At 73.3% G+C, this 18,801-nt stretch carries 13 protein-coding genes; 7 read left to right on the top strand and 6 right to left on the bottom strand.

The features are described from left to right. Positions 1-37: 37 nt before the first annotated feature. On the top strand, positions 38-805 hold the full coding sequence (gene pcaD / locus KIK06_RS06330) for a 3-oxoadipate enol-lactonase (RefSeq protein ID WP_268642342.1): 768 nt from the start codon (positions 38-40) through the stop codon (positions 803-805). Positions 806-956: 151 nt separating this feature from the next. On the opposite strand, the gene KIK06_RS06335 is transcribed toward pcaD, so the two are convergent. The 5 genes from KIK06_RS06335 to KIK06_RS06355 all read right to left on the bottom strand — a co-directional run bounded on the left by KIK06_RS06335 (position 957) and on the right by KIK06_RS06355 (position 8,224). Further along, complete coding sequence (locus KIK06_RS06335) at positions 957-1,793, bottom strand: SAM-dependent methyltransferase (RefSeq protein ID WP_268642343.1); 837 nt, start codon at positions 1,791-1,793, stop codon at positions 957-959. Between the two features lie 348 nt (positions 1,794-2,141). Next, the gene (locus KIK06_RS06340; protein ID WP_268642344.1) at positions 2,142-2,885 is read right to left on the bottom strand and encodes an SWIM zinc finger family protein; all 744 of its coding nucleotides are present in this window, start codon (positions 2,883-2,885) and stop codon (positions 2,142-2,144) included. Beyond that, a complete protein-coding gene (locus KIK06_RS06345; protein WP_268642345.1) occupies positions 2,882-5,917 on the bottom strand; it encodes a DEAD/DEAH box helicase in 3,036 nt (1,011 codons plus the stop codon). Before KIK06_RS06345 ends, KIK06_RS06340 begins: the two co-directional genes overlap by 4 nt. Positions 5,918-5,984: 67 nt before the next feature. Beyond that, complete coding sequence (locus KIK06_RS06350) at positions 5,985-7,391, bottom strand: MFS transporter (RefSeq protein WP_017602060.1); 1,407 nt, start codon at positions 7,389-7,391, stop codon at positions 5,985-5,987. Positions 7,392-7,399: 8 nt separating this feature from the next. Then, positions 7,400-8,224, bottom strand: coding sequence for a glycerophosphodiester phosphodiesterase (locus KIK06_RS06355; protein WP_268642348.1), 825 nt, complete (start codon positions 8,222-8,224; stop codon positions 7,400-7,402). A gap of 154 nt (positions 8,225-8,378) precedes the next feature. Between KIK06_RS06355 and KIK06_RS06360 the strand changes: the two genes are divergently transcribed. The 5 genes from KIK06_RS06360 (at position 8,379) to KIK06_RS06380 (ending at position 14,864) form a co-directional block, all read left to right on the top strand. Next, positions 8,379-8,894, top strand: coding sequence for an Rv3235 family protein (locus tag KIK06_RS06360; protein WP_268642349.1), 516 nt, complete (start codon positions 8,379-8,381; stop codon positions 8,892-8,894). Positions 8,895-9,266: 372 nt separating this feature from the next. Further along, entirely contained in the window at positions 9,267-11,165 is a 1,899-nt protein-coding gene (locus KIK06_RS06365; protein ID WP_268642350.1) for a S9 family peptidase, read from the top strand. Between the two features lie 486 nt (positions 11,166-11,651). Continuing rightward, on the top strand, positions 11,652-12,662 hold the full coding sequence (locus KIK06_RS06370) for a C40 family peptidase (RefSeq protein WP_026128236.1): 1,011 nt from the start codon (positions 11,652-11,654) through the stop codon (positions 12,660-12,662). Between the two features lie 237 nt (positions 12,663-12,899). Then, positions 12,900-13,076 carry a hypothetical protein gene (locus KIK06_RS06375; RefSeq protein ID WP_017602065.1) on the top strand — a complete coding sequence of 59 codons (177 nt, stop codon included), beginning with the start codon at positions 12,900-12,902 and terminating at the stop codon, positions 13,074-13,076. A gap of 189 nt (positions 13,077-13,265) precedes the next feature. Then, positions 13,266-14,864 (top strand): glycosyltransferase family 2 protein, encoded by a 1,599-nt coding sequence (locus tag KIK06_RS06380; protein ID WP_268642353.1) that lies wholly within the window; start codon positions 13,266-13,268, stop codon positions 14,862-14,864. A 48-nt stretch (positions 14,865-14,912) separates the two neighbouring features. Here the strand turns inward: KIK06_RS06380 and pstS are convergent, their stop codons facing one another. Further along, positions 14,913-16,067, bottom strand: coding sequence for a phosphate ABC transporter substrate-binding protein PstS (gene pstS / locus KIK06_RS06385; RefSeq protein WP_268642355.1), 1,155 nt, complete (start codon positions 16,065-16,067; stop codon positions 14,913-14,915). A gap of 244 nt (positions 16,068-16,311) precedes the next feature. On the opposite strand from pstS, the gene treY reads away from it, so the two are divergent. Further along, complete coding sequence (gene treY, locus KIK06_RS06390) at positions 16,312-18,738, top strand: malto-oligosyltrehalose synthase (RefSeq protein ID WP_268642357.1); 2,427 nt, start codon at positions 16,312-16,314, stop codon at positions 18,736-18,738. Positions 18,739-18,801: the final 63 nt, after the last annotated feature.

Genomic DNA, 18,801 nt, shown 5'->3' on the forward strand with positions numbered 1-18,801 from the left:
GCGTGGAAAGTACCGGCACCGAACGAGGAGGAACGCGATGAGCGTCGACGTCCACCACATCGAGAGTGGGCCCGAGGACGCCCCGCCGCTGGTGCTCGCGGGCTCACTGGGGTCCACGGTCCGGATGTGGGAGCCCCAGGTCGAGGCGCTCTCGGCCGCGTTCCGGGTGATCCGCTACGACCAGCGCGGCCACGGGGGCACCCCCGCCCCCCGGGGGCCCTATTCCATGGCCGACCTCGGCGGGGACGTCCTGCGACTCCTGGACCGGCTGGGCGTCGAGCGCGCCCACTTCGCCGGGCTGTCCCTCGGCGGCATGGTCGGCCAGTGGCTGGGTGTCCACGCACCCGAGCGGATCGACCGCCTCGCCCTGCTCGCCACCTCGCCGTACATGGGGCCGCCGAGCGTCTGGCGCGACCGGGCCGCCGTCGCCCGGGACCAGGGGCCGGCCGCGCTCGCCGACATGGTCGTGGAGCGGTGGTTCACCCCCGGTTTCGCCAAGGAGCACCCCGAGGACGTGATCCGCATGCGCGACGGTATCGCCGCCACCGACGCCGAGGGCTACGCGGGCTGCTGCGAGGCGATCGAACACCACGACGTGCGCGACGAGCTGCCGCGGATCCAGGCGCCGACCCTGGTCGTGGCGGGCGCTGACGATGCCGGCACGCCTGCGCGCGGCCACGGCGATCTCATCGCCGAGCGTGTGCCGGACGCGCGCATGGTGGTCCTCGACGACGCCGCCCACCTGCTCTCCTGGCAGCGTGCCACCAAGGTCAACGGTCTGCTGACCGAGCACTTCACCGGCTGAGCGCGGCGGACGGGGCCGTCCCGGAGGGCGGCGCCTCCGGGACGGGCAGCTCCTCGCGGCGGGCGCGGCGGCGTTCGCCCGCCGACCCGGGGCGCGGCCCGAGGGCGTCGGGGAACTCCCGGACGGGACGTTCCCCGACGAGGCCCGCCTGTCAACGCTTGACGGCCACCCCCGCCATCTCCCACAGCTTCACCTCGGGGTCGGCGGGGCGGGTGAGGGGATCGCGCCCGGGATGGCGCCAGGTGGCGCAGTCGACCGTGCGCGGTCCGCAGCCACGGTCGTCGTTCCAGGGGCTGACCAGCTCCAGGCCCTGGAAGAGCACCGATGCCTCCCGCTCACTGCGCACCCGGCCCCAGGGGGTGCCAAAGGACAGGATCTTCTGTGTGATCCAGTCTCCCGCGGCCGGGTCGTCGGTGACGCAGTGGGAGAAGATCACCCAGGACCCGGGCGCCAGCCGGTCCAGGAGGGCCCGCATGGCGCCGAAGGGGTCGTCCTCGTCGGGTAGGCAGTGCAGCAGGGAGACGGCCATCAGGCACACCGGGAGGTCGGTGTCGATGAGCCGCCGGGTCTCGGGCGCGTCCAGGATCCGGTCGGTGGAGCGGATGTCGTCGTGCAGGAACGCGGTTCGGCCCTCGTCGCTGATCAGCGCACGGCCGTGGACGGCCACGATGGGGTCGTTGTCGACGTAGACGACCCGGGATTCGGGGTTGGTCCGCTGCGCCACGTGGTGGGTGTTGTCGGCCGTCGGCAGGCCCGCCCCCAGGTCGAGGAACTGCTCCACGCCCCGCGAGGCCACGTGCTCGACCGCGCGGGCGAGGAACGCGCGGTTGTCGTTGGCGAGGGACAGTACCTCCGGGACACGTTCCAGGAGTACGTCGCAGGCCACCCGGTCCGCCTCGAAGTTGTCCTTGCCGCCCAGCAGATAGTCGTACATGCGTGCGATGCTGGGGGTGTCCATGTCGATGTCGGGGGGGAAGCGATCGGCCATGTGCGGTCCGGGGCGCACTGACTCCTGGAGCCGGTGCGGGTCCCTGCCTCCTTCTGTGCGATGCGGGTACGGGTCGCCGGGCGCGGTGTGACCGACGGTCGTGTGCGTGGGCGTCAGCGCGGGTCACGGCGGGAGGACCGATCGCACGGGTGAGTCGGGGCGGGTGCGGGACGCGGTGGGCGACGACACCCTCATGTGGAGTGGCTGGCTCCACGACGGGGGCGGCGGAAGCGGGCACCGCGGCGGAGGCACACCCCCGCGGCTCGTTCGCGCGGTGCGGTCTCCAGGGGAATCGTAACCGCGGAACTACACACCCATCGGCGTTTTCCACAGAAAATCCGGTGCCGTTTATTCGGTTTCTTCGAAGGCGTCACTGACGCGGGAGAATACCGGCAGTCCGTCGGTGACCGCGCCCGGCGCCGCCGCCCGCACGCGGGCTCCCGCGGTCTCCGGGAAACACGGTGGTGAGGGCGGTGCGGGCGCCGACCAGAAGGCGGCCGCGGAGACAGCCGTCCCCACCTGGACGTTTTCGCGCACCCATTCCCCGTCGTTCGCCTCCGGTCCCGTTTTCGCCGGGAATGCCTCCTCCCGGCCCGCCGGGGGCCCGGCCCCCGGCGCGGAAAGCGCCGCCACCCGGTCCACGAGCGCGCGACGCTCCCGCCCCGACCACCGGGCCAGGGCGAAGGGGTCCCGGTCGGCCTCCTCGCCCAGCGCCGCCGCCGTCGCGGACAGATGGGCGCACCGGCCCTCCCACCGGTCGCACGAACAGGTGGCGACCAGGTCGGACCACCCGCGCGGCACCAGGTCCAGTCCCAGGACCTCGAAGACCCGGGCGGTGGCCGCCGGCAGTTCCCCGGCCGAGATCCGGGCACGGAACACCGGCTGTGAGGCCAGCGCCGCGCACGCGCGCTCCCACGCGGTGTCGGGCAGCACCGTGCGGATGAGGCTCACATCGTGGACGCGGCCGCGGGCGTCGCGGACCCGGGCGAGGACCTCACCGGGCCGTACCGTCAACCGATCCACGCTGGCCCCGGGACCGCCGTCCGCCGTGCCCAGGGCCCCGGCCAGCAGGTCCGACCACGTCGCGCTCATCCGGCCACCGCCTCCGGCGCCAGCCGCACCACCTCGCGCAGGTCCTCCACCGACAGTCCGGCCAGCCACTGCTCCCCGGTGGCCACCGCGCCGTCGGCCAGCGCGCTCTTGCGCTCGATCATCTCGTCCACCCGCTCCTCCACGGTGCCCGTGCACACCAGCTTGCGCACCTGGACGTCCCGCCGCTGTCCGATCCGGAACGCCCGGTCGGTGGCCTGGTTCTCCACCGCGGGGTTCCACCACCGGTCCACGTGCACCACGTGGTTGGCGGCGGTCAGGTTCAGTCCGGTCCCGGCCGCCTTGAGCGACAGCAGGAACACCATGGGCCCGGGGGTGTCCTGGAAGCGCCGCATGAGCTCCTCCCGCTCGGCCCGCGAGGTGCCCCCGTGCAGCCACAGCACCGGAACCCCCAACCGCGAGCGCAGGTAGGGCGCCAGCCGCTCCCCGAACCTCGCGTACTGGGTGAAGCACAGCGCCTTGTCGCCCCGCGCGACGGCCTGGCCCAGGATCGCCTCCAGCCGGTCGAGCTTGCCCGAGCGCCCGGCCAGCGCCGATCCGTCCCCCAGGAACTGGGCCGGGTGGTTGCAGATCTGTTTGAGCCGCGCCATGGTCGCCAGGACCAGGCCCTTGCGCTCCTTCTCGTCGGCCTCCGACATCCGCTCGGCCATGTCGTCGGCGACCGCCTTGTACAGCGAGGCTTGTTCCGGAGTGAGCGTGCACCAGGTCCGCATCTCGAACTTCTCCGGCAGGTCGGCGATGATCGACCGGTCGGTCTTGAGCCGCCGCAGCACGAACGGCCGGGTCAGCCGGCGCACCAGAGCGGTCGCGGCGCCGCCTTCGCCTTCGCCTTCGCCTTTGCCGCCGCCGTCGGCGCGGTCGGCCACCGCGCGCTGGAAGTCCTGGGCCGACCCCAGGAGTCCGGGGTTGGCGAAGTCCATGACCGACCACAGCTCACCCAGGTTGTTCTCCACCGGGGTTCCGGTCAGGGCGATCCGCGTGGCGGCTGGCAGCGACCGCACCGCCAGCGCCTGCCGCGTGCCGTGGTTCTTGAGCGCCTGGGCCTCGTCGCACACCACCCGGTGCCAGGGCAGCGCGGCCAGCTCCTCCGAGTCGCGGGTGACCACGCCGTAGGTGGTCACCACCAGGTCGCAGTTGCCCACCAGCCGAGCCAGCGCGTTCCCGGTCGGCCGGTCCGGACCGTGCTGGACGTGCACGCGCAGGTGCGGGGCGAACCGGGCGGCCTCGCGCGACCAGTTGCCCACCAGCGACACCGGGCACACCAGCAGCGTCGGACCCGGAGCCGTTCCCCGGCCCCGTTCGTCGGTCAGCAGGGCCAGCAGCTGGACGGTCTTTCCCAACCCCATGTCGTCGGCGAGGATCGCGCCCAGCCCGAGCTCGCCGAGGAAGCGCAGCCACGACGCGCCGCGGTCCTGGTACGGCCGGAGGGCGCCCTCGAAGCCCCGCGGGGTGCCCATGGGCCGCAGCTTCGCCGAGACACCGCCCTCCAACAGGGCGCCGATCGGGCCGTCGGCGACGACGTCGGTGACGGGCAGGGGCGCGGCGTCCGCCACCCCGATCGCCGCGCGTACCGCCTCGTCCCTGCGCGACCACGCCCGTCCCCGCCTCCGGAGGGCCTCCAGCGCGGCGCCGACCCGCTCGGGGTCGATCTCCATCCACCTGCCGCGCACGCGCACCAGGGACCGCTTGAGCCGGGCCAGCTCCGCCAGCTCGTCCAGCTCCTCCTCGGACAGCGGATCGGCGGCCCCGGGCCCGTTCACCAACGCCTCGAAGGACACGCGGACCAGGTCATCGACGCCTATGCCGCCCCGGCGCCGCCGCGGCGCCTCCTCCACGGTCATGCGCAGGCCGAGCGCGCGGCGGCCGCTCCACTCGGGCAGGACCACGCCGAACCCGGCCGAGCCCAGGCGCGGCGCGGCCTCGGAGACGAACGCCTGCGCTCCGGCCGTGTCCAGGAGCAGCCGGGCGGGCGCCAGGTCGCGCAGGGCCCGGTGCAGGGCGGGGTAGTGGCGGGCGGCCCGGCGCAGGTCGGCCAGGGCGGTCTCGCCCACGTCGCGGGGCAGCCAGGCGGCGCCCTCGCCCAGCCACACCCGCTCCAGGGGAAGGCGCAGGCCCGGGTCACTCGTCGAGCGAACCCAGAACTCGACCTCCCACGGCCCCTCCCGGTCCGGTTCGCGCAGCAGGAACAGCAGTTGGGCCCGGCCGGAGCCGCGGATCCGCGACCGCCACTCGCGCAGCGGAGCGCGCAGCGCCTCGGCGGCGGCCGGGTCGACCAGGGTGTCCCCGTCGGTGAGGGCGGCCGCCAAAAGCGCTGTCGGACCGTCCGCTCCGGCCCGTTGGCCGCCGCCGGGCCGCCGGGCCAGCCGCCGGGCCACGGCGTCGGTGAGCAGTTCCAGTGGGGCGAGCACGCAGGCGCGGGCCGCCGTCTCGGCGTCCCCGTCGGGGAGGTGGGCGCGGGCCGGTGCCGGGAGCGCCGCGGTGAGCGCCGCCAGGTGCTCCTCGGCGGCCTCCACGGGGGCGGGCCGCCACCGGGCTCGCGGCGGGTCGCCGACCAGGTCGGGCAGGACGCATCCGGTGTCGACGAGCCGCTCGGCGAAGCCCCGTACCGCCGCCAGGTGCACCAGGGCCGGACCCACGCTCAGACCGTCGGGCGGGGTGTCCAGGGCCGCCAGCAGGGACTCAGCGGCCCTGGTGCCGAGGAACAGCGCGGGGACCCGCCAGGGCAGCAGTCGCCCGGGAGCGCCCTCGGGGGCGTCGGCGGCCTCGACGGAGTGCGACGGCGCGCGGTCGTCGCCGGGCAGGGCGAGGAGCAGGTCGTCGGCGGTTCCGTCGGCGGCCGCCCGGCCGTCGCCCAGGGCGCCCAGCGGCTCCCTCAGGTCGGCGGCGGCCACGGCGAAGGGGTGCCGCCGCGGGCCGTCGGTGCGCTCCCGCCCGGGCGGAGCGGTCGCGGATCGGGGCTCCTCGCCCCACACCGCCAGCGCGTCCCCGACCCACACCCCGTGCAGTACCCGCACCACACCTCCCCGTCCACAGACCACGCCCCAGTATGGCCGCGGCCGACGACAGGGCGGGACCACCGCCTCACAGGCGGCTGGGCACCTCGTTGCCGACCGCCGCGATGCCCTCACGCATCCGCGTCCGCCACAGCAGGACGGCGCCCAGGAGGAAGAAGAGGATGAGTGAGAGGATCGCCATCCGGTAGCCGCCCGTGAGGCTGACGGCGATCGTGATGGCCAGCGATCCCAGGAACGTCGACCCCCGGTCGGAGATCTGGAACAGGCTGAAGTACTCCGCCTCGCGGCCCTTGGGGATCAGCTGGGAGAACATCGACCGGGCCAGTGACTGGGTGCCGCCCAGCACAAGCCCGATGCCCACGCCCATGGCCACGAACAACGGCACGTTCCCCACTGGCAGGAAGTAGGCCAGGGAGACCAGTGCGCACCACACCGCCAGCGATCCGAGCACCGTCGCCTTGGTACCGACCACGCGCGCCACCCGCCCGGCGAGGAAGGCGCCCACGAAGGCGACGAACTGGATGACCAGGATCGTCGCGATCAGCGCGCTCTCGTTCAGCCGCAGGTCCTGGCTGGCGAACGGCGCGGCGTAGCGGATGGCCGCCTGGATGCCGTCGTTGAAGAAGATGAACGCCAGCAGGAACAGGATGGTGTTCGGGTATCGGCGCATGTCCCGCAGGGTGTGCCCGAACTGGCGCAGTGACTGTCCGACCCTCGGCCGTCCCCGCGATCCCAGGGCCAGCGCGCCGTAGCGGTCGCGCAGCGGGCGGACCGCCAGGACCGTGAAGCCCGCCCACCACAGGCCGACCGAGGCGAAGGCGATCCGGACGGCGTGGTCGGTGCCGATTCCCAGCGAGTCGGCGGACAGGACCAGCCCCAGGTGGACGGCGAGTAGCAGGGCACCGCCCAGGTAGCCGATCCCCCACCCGGTGACCGACACCCGGTCGCGCTCGTCGGGGGTGGAGATCTCGGGCAGGAACGCGTTGTAGACCACGATCGACAGCCCGTACAACACGTTGGCCAGCACGAACAACGCGGCGGCCACGTGGTAGCCCTCGGTGGCCGCGTACAGGCCCGCCGTGCACGCCGAACCGCCCGCGGCCAGCCAGAACAGCCACCGCCGCTTGTGCTTGGACTGGTCGACCATCGCGCCGACGACGGGCAGCAGGAGGATCTGGAGGAGGATCGCCACGGTGGTCAGCGCCGGGTAGAGCGCGTTCGGGTGCAGCGTGACCACGTCCACGCCCAGCGGCGTGACCGACAGCGAGGGGTCCTGACACGACTCGGCGTCCGGCGCTCCCGCCGAGACGCACGCCAGGTTGCTCATGTAGGGGCCGATGAGGACGGTGACCACCGAGGTGATGAACACCGAGTTGGCCCAGTCGTAGACGTACCAGCCGCGCTGCTCGCGTCTGCGCTGGGCGGCGTCGGGGGAGGGGGAGCCTTCGATCGTCGGCTCCGGGGCGTTGGCCATGGGGGACGTCATCCGTTCTTCAGCGTGCTGTCGGTACCGCGTGCGGGGGCCCTCCACCGGCCGCGCTGGGACAGGATCCGCCTGAGCCCGACGGTGTTGTCGGTGACGATCCCGTCCACCCCGGCGTCGAGTAGGCGGTCCATCACGTCCGTGTCGTTGACCGTCCACACGTGCACCTGCAGGCCCAGGCGGTGCGCGGTGCGGATCAGGTCCCGGCTCAGTACCGGGAACGTGCCGTGCCACAGGGGGATCTGCGCGCACACGGGTACCCGGCTGGCCAGGGCGCGCAGCAGCGGGGACAGCGAGGCCACTCGCAGGCGCGCCACGTCGAGCGGACCGCAGGAGGTGGCGACGGGGCGGTCGAACAGGCGCCGGGCGTGGTCGAGGCGGAACTGGTCGAAGGAGCCCACGCACACCCGGTCCCAGGCGTTGGTGCGGCGCAGGACCTCGCGCATCGGCAGGACGGCCGCGTCCGACTTCAGGTCGATGTTGAACCGCGCGTCCGGCCAGGAGCCCAACAGGTCCTCCAGCACCGGCACCGGTTCGCGTCCGGCGACCCGGGCCCGTGCCACCTCCCGGTAGGGCAGGTCGCCGATGGCGCCGCTCATGTCGGTGGTGCGGTCCAGCGTGTCGTCATGGAAGGCCATGAGGACGCCGTCGCCGGTGGCGTGCACGTCCGTCTCCAGGTAGGTGTACCCGAGGTCGATGGCGTGCTGGAAGGCCACGGCGGTGTTCTCCAGCTCGGTGCGCCGGACGCCCTGGTCGTCGGTGAACCACCCGCCCCTGTGCGCGAGGGCCAACGGGGTGGGGGAGGAAAGGTACGCGTTGGTCACACTGGCAGTATGCCGTCTGTGCGGAACGGGCCGTTCCCCGACCGGATGGCGCCGTGACCAAGAAACCTGGAATTCCCGGTGGCGCGTCGGCGTCGTCGGGCCCTCCGAGTCAGGGCGAGCAAGGCGCACGATCTCTCTCGGAAGGGACCCCTCCATGGCCCACGCCGCCCGACACCCGCTGTGCCCGCGCCCCGCCTGCCACCACGGCCACGCCCCGACGCACCGGCTCGCTCCCGCCTCGACGCACCGACCAGCTCCCACCCCGGCCAGGACCCCGTTCCGCCGACCGCGCACGGGACGGTGCGGTGCCCCGCTCCAGGGCCACCGCACCCCGGGCGACGTGTACCACCTGGCACAGCGGATGGCGGAGGTCCTGGTGGGCCGCCGCGCCCCGGAGGTGATGCGCGACCAGTTGGCCGCCCCGGTCCGGGAGGAGCTGCGCCGGTTGCGCGGCAGCGTGCCGTGCGGGGTCGCACCCAGGCTGGGGCGCGTCTTCCACCAGGCCCATCCGCCCGCCTCGCTGGAGGTCAGCGCCGTGATCGCCTGTGACCGACGGGCACGGGCGTTCGCCTTCCGCGCCGATCGCGCGGGCGGCCGGTGGGTGTGCACCCGCCTGGAGACCGACCGCGTGCACGGTTCGTTGGCCCGGTCCCGGCAGACCCCGGGGTGACCGGAGCCCGCGGGGAAACGGTCACCGTGCGGCGACCACGCCGTGCGGCGACCACGCCGTGCGGCGACCACGCCGCGCGGTGACCGCGCGGCACGTGGTGGGCGGTCTCACTCCGATGGCGCGTCCGCACGGATCAGCGGACCTTGTGTCCTGGATTTACCGGGGGAGGCGCGGATAGGGTCCCCCTGGGTCGGTTCCTCCCAGACCGGTGGGGATCGGCCCGTCCGGATGGCGGTCCCGTCCCACCCGCTCGGGATACGACCACCCCTCCGTCGTGCCAGCCACGCGGTGCCCCCGGACAACGGACCCGCCGCCAAGGAAAAGGAGGGGCCGTCCGGCTCACCCCCGTGCCGGGACGGCCGAAACCGGCGTATGCGACCTTCCGACATCGTCCACCTGCACAGCATCAGCGCCCCCACGCTCTCGCCGGACGGCACGCGCGCCGTCTTCTCCGTGATCCGGCCGGATCTGGAGGAGGACGCCTACACCGGCGCCCTGTGGTCGGTGCCCACCGACGGTTCCGTGCCGCCCCGCCAGCTCACCCGCGGTGTGAGGGACGACGCGCCAGCCTGGTCCCCCGACGGTAGGTGGATCGCCTTCCTGCGCTTGGACGACGACGACAGGGCCCAACTCCACGTACTGCCCGCCGACGGCGGCGAGCCCTGGAAGGTGACCGACCACCCGCTCGGCGTCTCCGGCGCGCGCTGGAGCCCGGACTCCGGCCGCCTGGCCTACACCGCGCGCGTTCCCGAGCCCGGGCGGTACGCGGGCGTCGAACCCGGCAAGGAGCCGCCCCGCAGGATCACCGGCCTCAAGTACCGCGACGACGGCCTGGGCTTCACGAACGACCGCCGCTCCCAGGTGTTCGTCACCGCGCCGATCGACCCCTCCGGCGAGCCGGGCGAGCCGGTCCGGGTCACCGACGCCGACGCCGAGCACGGCGCCCCCGCGTGGAGTCCGGACGGCTCCCTGCTGGTCTTCTCCGCCGCGCGGCACGACACCCGCGACACCGACCTGGTCGAGGACGTGTGGGTGTGCGCCCCCGAGGCGGGCGCCGCGCCCCGCCGCGTCACCTCGGGAGACCTGTGCGCCGCGTCCCCCCGCTTCTCCGCTGACGGAGCCACGGTCTACTTCCTCGCCGACGTGCTCGGCCCGGACCTGAACGACTTCGTCGGTCAGACCACGGGTGTGTGGTCGGCCCCGACGGACGGTTCGGCGACCCCCACCCGGCTCACCCCGGAAGAGGGGCCGCGCGCGACCGGGAAACTCCAGGTGACCGATGAGGGCCTGGTGGCGCTGGTCGAGAACCGGGGCGCGGTGCACCTGGTCCGGGTGCCCTTCGAGGGCGGTGAGCCGATCACCCTGGTCGGCGGCGCGGTGCAGGCCCAGTCCTTCGACCGCCGGGGCGGTGTGACCGTCGCGGTGGTGGCCGACGGCGCGGGCAGCGGCGAGCTGGTGCGCGTGGCCGAGGACGGCGAGCAGGACCTGACCTCCTTCGCCGAGGGGCTGGACCCCCGGCCGATGACCGAGCTGACCGCCCACACCCCCGACGGCTATCCCGTGCACGGCTGGGTGACCCTACCGGAGGGGGAGGGGCCGCATCCGGTCGTGCTCATGATCCACGGCGGTCCGTTCGCGCAGTACGGCTGGCAGCTCTTCGACGAGACCCAGGTCTACGCCGAGGCCGGGTACGCGGTGGTCATGTGCAACCCGCGCGGTTCGTCCGGTTACGGGCACGAGCACGGCCGGGCGATCATCGGCTCGGTCGGCTCGGTCACCGCCACGGACGTGCTCGCCTTCCTCGACGAGGCGCTGCGCGACGAACGCCTGGACGCCGCGCGCGTGGGCGTCATGGGCGGCTCGCACGGCGGCTTCATGACGACCTGGATCGCCGCGCACCACGGCGACCGGTTCAAGGCCGCGATCACCGAACGCGCCGTCAACGCGATCGAGAGCTTCCACGGTTCCTCCGACATCGGCTCCTTCTTCCCCGGCCCCCTGTACGGCCCGCCGGAGACGTGGGCGAAGGAGAGCCCGCTCACCTACGCCGACCAGATCGACCTGCCCGTCCTGATCATCCACTCGGAGGAGGACTGGCGCTGTCCGGTGGAGCAGGCCCAGCGTCTGTTCGTCTCGCTGCGCACCCGGGGACACGAGGCCGAGATGCTGCTCTTCCCGGGGGAGGGGCACGAACTGTCGCGCTCCGGACTGCCCAGCCACCGGGTCGCCCGCTTCGAGGCGATCCTCGACTGGTGGTCGCGGCACCTCTGACCAGGCAAGGGGGGCGGGTCCTACGATCCGCCCCCTTCCCGGAGCCGGTGTGAGACATGTCACTCGGGATGGCGGCGTCCATCCGGGGTTGGAGGTCAATGCGCGCCGCGCCCGCGACGCGAGGTCCCCGGCATGGGCGGCGATCCGACCGCCTGAGGGGGCATGTGCGCAGGTCAAGTGGGTTGCCCAAGGGAAGGTAACGAACGGGTAGCGAATCCTTTCATGATGGTTTAGTGTTCCCATCAAGCCGGAACGCCCGAGTGATCCCCACAAGGGGGACAGTGTCCGGTTTCCGTTGCACTCTGCTCGCTCGCAGTCCTCTTTCCCACGAGCAGAGGCCGCCGCAGTAACACCCGGCCCACCTCCCTCGGCCCCTTCGTGCCGACGCCGGATCCCTCGCCCACGCAGAGCCACACGCCCGATCCGGGCGTGCCCTCGGTGCTGCCCGGCGGCGGTAGACGGGTGTGGGAGAAAGGCAGTCATCCCTTGACTCGCAACCCGGAACCCCGTGTGCGCGGACGGTACCGACTCGCGACGGTCGGATGCGCGGCCGCCGGTGCCGTGCTGCTCTCGTCCGGCACAGCCCTGGCCGATACCTCCCAGGAGGAGGCCCAGGACCGTTACGAGCAGCTCCAGCGCGAGCTCTCGGAGCTGAACGAGGCCTACAACCAGGCCGAACAGGACCACGAGGCCGCCCAGGCCGAGCTGGAGGACGTCGAGGAACGGCTGGCCCGGGCCCAGGAGGACCTGGAGGAGATGTCCGGCGACGTCGTCCACATCGCCCAGGCCGCCTACACCGGGGGGACCCACAGCCTCCTCGGGGTGCTCTTCGACGGCACGCCGGACGACGCGCTCCAAAGCGTCGCCGACCTGGACTACCTGTCCGCCGGCCAGCAGGTCGTCCTCGCCGACTACGTCACCGAGGTCGAACGCGCCGAGGACCTGCACGAGGAAGCGGAGGAGGCCGAGGCGGCCGCGGCCGAGGCCCTGGAGGAGGCCGAGGCCGCCCAGGTCGACGGCGAGGCCGCGCTCGAGGAGCAGGCCGAGGTCCTGGCGGACCTGGGCGGAGTGGACCCGACCTCGGGTCCGGCCGCTGGCGCGGACGCCGCCGGGGCCGCGCCCGTCGCCGTCTCCGGCGATGTGCAGGCGGTTCTGGACTTCGCCCGCGCCCAGATCGGCAAGTCCTACGAGTGGGGCGCCACCGGTCCGGACTCCTACGACTGCTCCGGCCTGGTCCAGGCGGCGTGGGCTCAGGCGGGAGTCAACCTGCCGCGGACCACCTACGACCAGGTCAACGCTGGCACGCGGATCTCCCGCGATGAGGTGCAGCCCGGTGACCTGCTGTTCTTCTACGACGAGTCGGCGCCCAGCCACGTGGGGATCTACTCGGGCAACGGGAACATGATCCACGGCTCCAACCCGTCCAAGCCGCTTGAGGAAGTCGCCCTCGCCGACTACTGGGACGGTGTGTTCACCGTCGCGGTGCGCGTCGGCTAGGCGGTGTTTTTCGGGTCCTCCGCTGCGCTTCGGACCGTGTTCGGGCGCCCGGAAGACAGGGATTCTTCCTCCTCGTCCTCGCCTGCCGCTCGTTCCTCGCTCGCGGCTCGACTCGTCGTGCAGAACCCTGTCGGCGCCTGAACGACACCCGGTGCCCGGGGCGGATCGCCGCCCCGGGCACCGGTGTGTTCGCCTCAGCCGTTCCGCCCCACGACGAGCCCGCGTATTCTGTCGTGAATGGGACGTCTTCTGCTCAAGATCGGCGCGGGCCTGGCGGCTGTGCTCGTGTTCTTCTGGCTGCTTTCCATCGTGGTCGGCGTGCTGGTGTGGGGCCTGATGATCGCTCTGGTCGTCGGTGTGGTCTGGCTCGGGATCAGGATGCTCAAGACCGACGCGGGCGGTTCCGCGCGCTGACGCCCCGCCAGCCCCGCGCGCCGCGCCCGAGGGGGTCGGCGCGTGCCCGCGCCGGGATCGGCGGACACGACCGATTCGTAACACATCGGTGATCGGCGCTCCGCGGTGGGGAATCATGGCTATAGTGACTCTGTGTCACCGAATAAGCACGTAGCGTCTCATGTCGACGGGGTCTCCCACCGAGGCCGTGTGGAACGGGTGCGTACTCGCGTCTTCCGCAACGACTGGAGTGCGCTGACGCCGCCGCCCCTCGGCGAGTGGGCCCCCGACCTGCGCGTCAGCGTCGTCATTCCGGCACGGGGCGGACAGCGCCGACTCGACCTCACACTGGCCTCCCTGGCGGTGCAGACCTACCCCGACCGCCTCCTGGAGGTCGTGGTCGTCGACATCCACACCGCGCCGCCCCTCCGGCTGCCCACCGTCCGCCCCCAGCACTGCCGTCTCGTGCGCGCGCCCGAGGGCGTCTGGGGCGCGGGTTACGCACGTGCCCTCGGAGCCCACACCAGCACCGGTGACATCCTGGTCTGGATGGACGCCGACATGGTCGTCTGCCCCGAGTTCGTCGAGGCGCAGGCCCGCTGGCACCACACCCACGCCGAGGCCGTCACCCTCGGCCGCGTCCGCTTCGCCGACACGGGGCCGACCGATCCCGCCGACGTGATCGCGCGCGCCCGCACCCGGACCCTGCACGACACCCTGGAGACCGGCCGCCACCACGAGTGGGTCGAACACATCCTGCGCGACAGCGCGGACCTGCGAGACGCCGACCACCTGGGCTTCCACGCCTACGTCGGCGCCGCCGCGGGCCTGCGGCGCAGCCTGTACGAGGCTGCCGGAGGCGTCGACCCCGACCTCGACCTGGGACAGGACACCGAGTTCGGCTACCGGCTCTGGCAGGCGGGCGCCGTCATGGTCCCGGAGAGAGCCGCCACCGCCTGGCACGTCGGCCGCGCCACCACCGCGCGCACCCGCCTGCCCTCCGAGCGCTTCCGCACCGAGGTGCTCGCCGAACTCATGCCCCACCCCCACGCCTACCGCGAACCCCTGCCCGCCCACCGCCGGCGCGTCCCCCTCGTGCACGCCGTCGTCGACGTCTCCGGCGCCCCCTACGACCTGGTGCGCGGTTGCGTCGACCGCATCCTGGACAGCGCGGAGACCGACCTGGGCCTGACCCTGGTCGCCGACTGGGAGGGCGCGGGCTCCGAAGCCGCCCACCTGTGCGGCCCCCATCTGGACCTGCGCCTGGTCCAGGCCAACTATCTGCGCGAGCCCCGTGTCTCCTTCGCCACCTCCGTGCCCCGTACCGGGTTCCCCTCGCCCTTCCTGCTGCGGGTGCCCGTCGCCTGGGGGCTGGGTCAGGTGGCGATCTCACGCATGCTGGCCAGCGCCGAACGCGCCCGTGCCGGGGTCACCGAACTGTTCCCCGCGACCTCGCCCACCCGTGACGCGGGGGTCCGGCTCTGGCGGACCCGAGCGCTCGCCCGGGCCCTGCGGGTCCGCCGGGACGAGGAGGACCTGGGCGACGTGGTCGCCGAACTCCACGGGCGCTACCGCATCCACGCGGGAGAGGAGACCCTCACCGACCTGTCGCTCTACCGGTCGGTCCCACCGCCACCGCGACCGTCCCCCGACTCCCGCCCGCCGCTCGCCGACGGCGCCGCCACCGGGGACACCGCGTGCCCGGAGCACGAACCGGAGCGCGCCCCCGAACCGCGTGGACCCCGGCGGTTCGGGGCGTGGCTGCGCACCCTGCGGGGGCGGCAGGGCCGCCCCGGGGGCCACGGATAGGGCCTGTCTCCTGGAACGGTCATCCGAGGGGGTCGCCGCGGACGCCGCCTAGTCGTGCACGCCGATCGAGTCGATGGACGCCAGCAGCTGCTCACGCAGGGCGTCGTTGACCGGCGCGGACCCGGTCTCGTCCGACACGTTCTGCTGTCCCTCGGGGCTGACCACGTAGCGCAGGAAGGCCTGGAGCCGCTCGACCGTGGCCGCGTCGTCGTACTCGCCGCACACGACCTCGTAGCTGACCAGCACCATCGGGTAGCTGCCCGGAGCGGTCGTGCCGTAGTCCAGGTCCAGGGCCAGGTCGTACTCGTTGACGTTGTCCTCGCGGCGCGGGGACTCGGCCACCACCTGGGCCGCGGCCTCCGGGGAGATCTCCACGAACTCGCCGCCCACACCGAGGTTCACCGTGGACATCTCGTGCACGTGCGACATCTCCACGTACCCGATCGCGCCGTTGGCGCGCTTGACCGTGTCGGCGATACCGCTGTTGCCCTGCGCGGACTCACGCGGGTGGATCGGCCACTGCCCGTCGGCCTCGTGCGGCCAGGCGTCCGGGGCGGCCGCCGACAGGTACCGGGTGAAGTTCTCCGTGGTCCCGGAGTCGTCGGACCGGTTGACCGGCGTGATCGCCAGGTCCGGCAGGTCCGCGTCGGGGTTGGTCTCGGCGATCTCCGGGTCGTCCCAGCGGGTGATCTCCTGGTTGAAGATCTTCGCCAGCGTGTCCGGGCGCAGGTTCAGGGAGTCCACACCGTCCAGGTTGAACACCACGGCGATGGCCACCACGTAGGCGGGCAGGTTGATGGTGTCCGAGCCGTGGCACCGCTCGACCGCGTCGGCGTTCTCCTCCGGGCTCATCGCCGCGTCGGTCCCGGCGAAGTCCACGGCGCCGTCGATGAACTGGCTGCGACCGCCACCGGACCCGATCGAGTCGTAGTAGACGCGGGCGCCCTCACACGCCGTCTGGTACCCCGCGATCCACGTGGTCATCGCGTTCTCCTGGGCGCTGGAGCCCGCACCGGACAGGCTTCCGGAGAAGCACTCGATGTTCTCGGGGGTCGCGATCTGGAGCCCGCCGGGAACCGCCTCGTCACTGCCGCAGGCGGTGGTCGCCAGCATCAGACCGGCCAGCGCGGCCGAGGCCGCGCCCCGGTGCGGGGCGACACGGCGCCGGACGGGGGACTGGGAGCGCTTGTTGGACGGGAGCACGACTGCTTCTAACCCTCTCGTCGGTGTCGGTGGGCGCGGGCGCGTCCGGCGGACGCGCGCCCGGACACCCGTCGTCTCGGGGACGGTCACGAGGACACGACCCCCGCGCACCACCGCGCGACCGCTCTCGGGAGCGTCGTCGCTGGTGATGGGAGACCGCCGACGAGTCTAACCACCACCAGGCACACACGCCCAACACGGCTCCGTGTGGGATGCCGCTCACCCCGCGCGCCACGCCACGTGCATGACACGCGCACGGCGCGGGCAGGGGTCCTGCGTGAAGAGCGCACACGACACGACCGTCACGGCCGCGCCGACGTCAACCTACCGCCTCCAGCTGCGGCCCGGGTTCAACCTCGCCGACGCCGCGGCCCTACTCGACCACCTGGGCCGAATGGGGGTCGGCGCCGTCTACCTGTCCCCCCTGCTCACCGCCGCACCCGGCTCCCAGCACGGCTACGACGTGGTCGACCCCACCCGCGTCTCCTCCGCCCTCGGCGGCGACACGGCTCGCGAGGCCCTGGCTGCCAAGGCGCACGACCTGGGCGTCGGGGTGGTCGTCGACATCGTCCCCAACCACATGTCGGTCGCCGACCCGGCCGCCAACCCGTGGTGGTGGGACGTGCTCAAGCACGGCCGCGACGCGGTCCACGCGCGCTGCTTCGACATCGACTTCGACGCCGGTCCCCTTCTGATCCCCGTCCTGGCCGACGACGGCGACGGCGGCCGCGCGGCCCTGGACGCCCTCACCGTCGCCGACGACTGCCTGGCCTACCACGACAAGCGCTATCCCATCGCGCCGGGCACGTTCGCCCCCGGCGACACCCCCGACCAGGTGCACGAACGCCAGCATTACCGGCTGGTGTCCTGGCGGCGCGGCGACGCCGAACTCACCTACCGCCGTTTCTTCGACGTCAGCGAACTGGCCGCCGTCCGCGTGGAGGAACCGGGCGTGTTCGACGCCGCGCACGCGGAGATCCTGCGCTGGGCCGACCTGGGACAGCTCGACGGGCTGCGGGTGGACCACGTCGACGGGCTCACCGACCCGGGCGGCTACCTGCGCCGACTGACCGAGCGCTTCGACGGGTGGGTCGTGGTCGAGAAGATCCTCGCTCCCGGTGAGGACCCACCCCAGTCCTGGCCCGTGGACGGCACCACCGGATACGACGCGCTGCGCGAAGTGTGCGGGGTCTTCGTCGACCCCGGCGGCGAACCCGCGCTCACCGCCCTGGCCGTCGAGCAGGGCGTGGACACCGACACCGACCGCGTCGACACCCGCGCTCGCCGTCAGGCCGCCACCCGCCTCCTACGTGCTGAGGTAGGCCGGATCGCCGCCCTGCTGCCCGCCCAACCGCCCGACACGACCCCCCGTCCCTCCGCCATGGCCGTCCGTCAGCGGGAGGAGGCCGTCGCCGAGCTCCTGTGCTCCTTCGACGTCTACCGCTCCTACCTGCCCGAGGCGGAGGACGCTTGGACGCGCGCCGTCCACCGCGCCATCGACCGCCGCCCCGACCTCGCCTTCGACCTCGAGGTGATCGACCGCCGCGTCCGCGCGGACCCCGGCGGCGAACCCGCCCGCCGCATCCAGCAGACCAGCGGCATGGTCACCGCCATGGGTACCGAGAACACCGCGTTCTACCGTTCCACCCGGTTCACGGCGGCCTGCGAGGTCGGCGGCGACCCCTCCCGGATCGCGGTCACCCCCGAGGAGTTCCACGCCCGCGCCGCCCACCGCCAGGCCGCCGTCCCGCACACCATGACCACCCTGTCCACCCACGACACCAAGCGCTCGGAGGACGTGCGCGCCCGCCTGGCCGCCGTGTCCGAGGCCGCCGGCGACTTCGCCGACGCCGTCCGCCGCTGGACCGCCCGCCGCCCCCTGCCCGAGCCCTCCCTCAACCTCCTGGGGTGGCAGACCCTCGTCGGCGCCTGGCCGATCAGCGAACAACGCCTGGCCGACCACCTGCTCAAGGCCGCCCGCGAGGCCCGCCTCGGCACCTCCTGGACCGACCCCGACCCCGACTTCGAGGACCACGTCCGCGCCTGGCCCGCCCACGTCCTGGGCGACCCCGACCTCGGCGCCGAGGTCGCCGCGTTCGTCGACACCGTCCGCGACGCCGGATGGAGTAACTCCCTCGGCCAGAAGGTCCTGCAACTCCTCGGCCCCGGCGTCCCCGACGTCTACCAGGGCACCGAACTGTGGGACCTGTCCCTGGTCGACCCCGACAACCGCAGACCCGTCGACTGGGCCACCCGCGCCGCGCTCCTCGAACGCGTCGAACGCGGCTGGCGGCCGCCCGTCGACGACTCCGGCGCCGCCAAACTCCACCTCGTCCGCGCCTGCCTGCGGCTGCGGCGCGAACTCCGTCCCACCGGCTACCTCCCGATCACCGCCACCGGGCCCGCCGCCCGGCACGCCCTGGCCTTCGCCCGCACCTCCTCCGGGGGACACCGGCCCGACGTCGTGGCCGTCGCCACCCGCCTGCCGCTCGCCCTGGCCGCCGAGGGCGGATGGGGCGACACCGGCCTGCCCCTGCCGTCGGGCCCCGGAACGTGGACCGACCGGCTCACCGGCCGGTCCCTGGCCCCGGTGCGCGCGGACGGCTACACCGTCGCCCCGTTGGCCGACCTGCTCGACCACTACCCGGTGGCGGTCCTGGTCCGCGGGTGAGGCCCCGGACACGATCCTCCGTACACTGGGCCCGGACGCCCCGCCCCCGCGTGCACTTCCCCC

This window comes from Nocardiopsis sp. EMB25 (assembly GCF_026797795.1).
In the GTDB taxonomy this organism is placed as follows: domain Bacteria; phylum Actinomycetota; class Actinomycetes; order Streptosporangiales; family Streptosporangiaceae; genus Nocardiopsis; species Nocardiopsis lucentensis.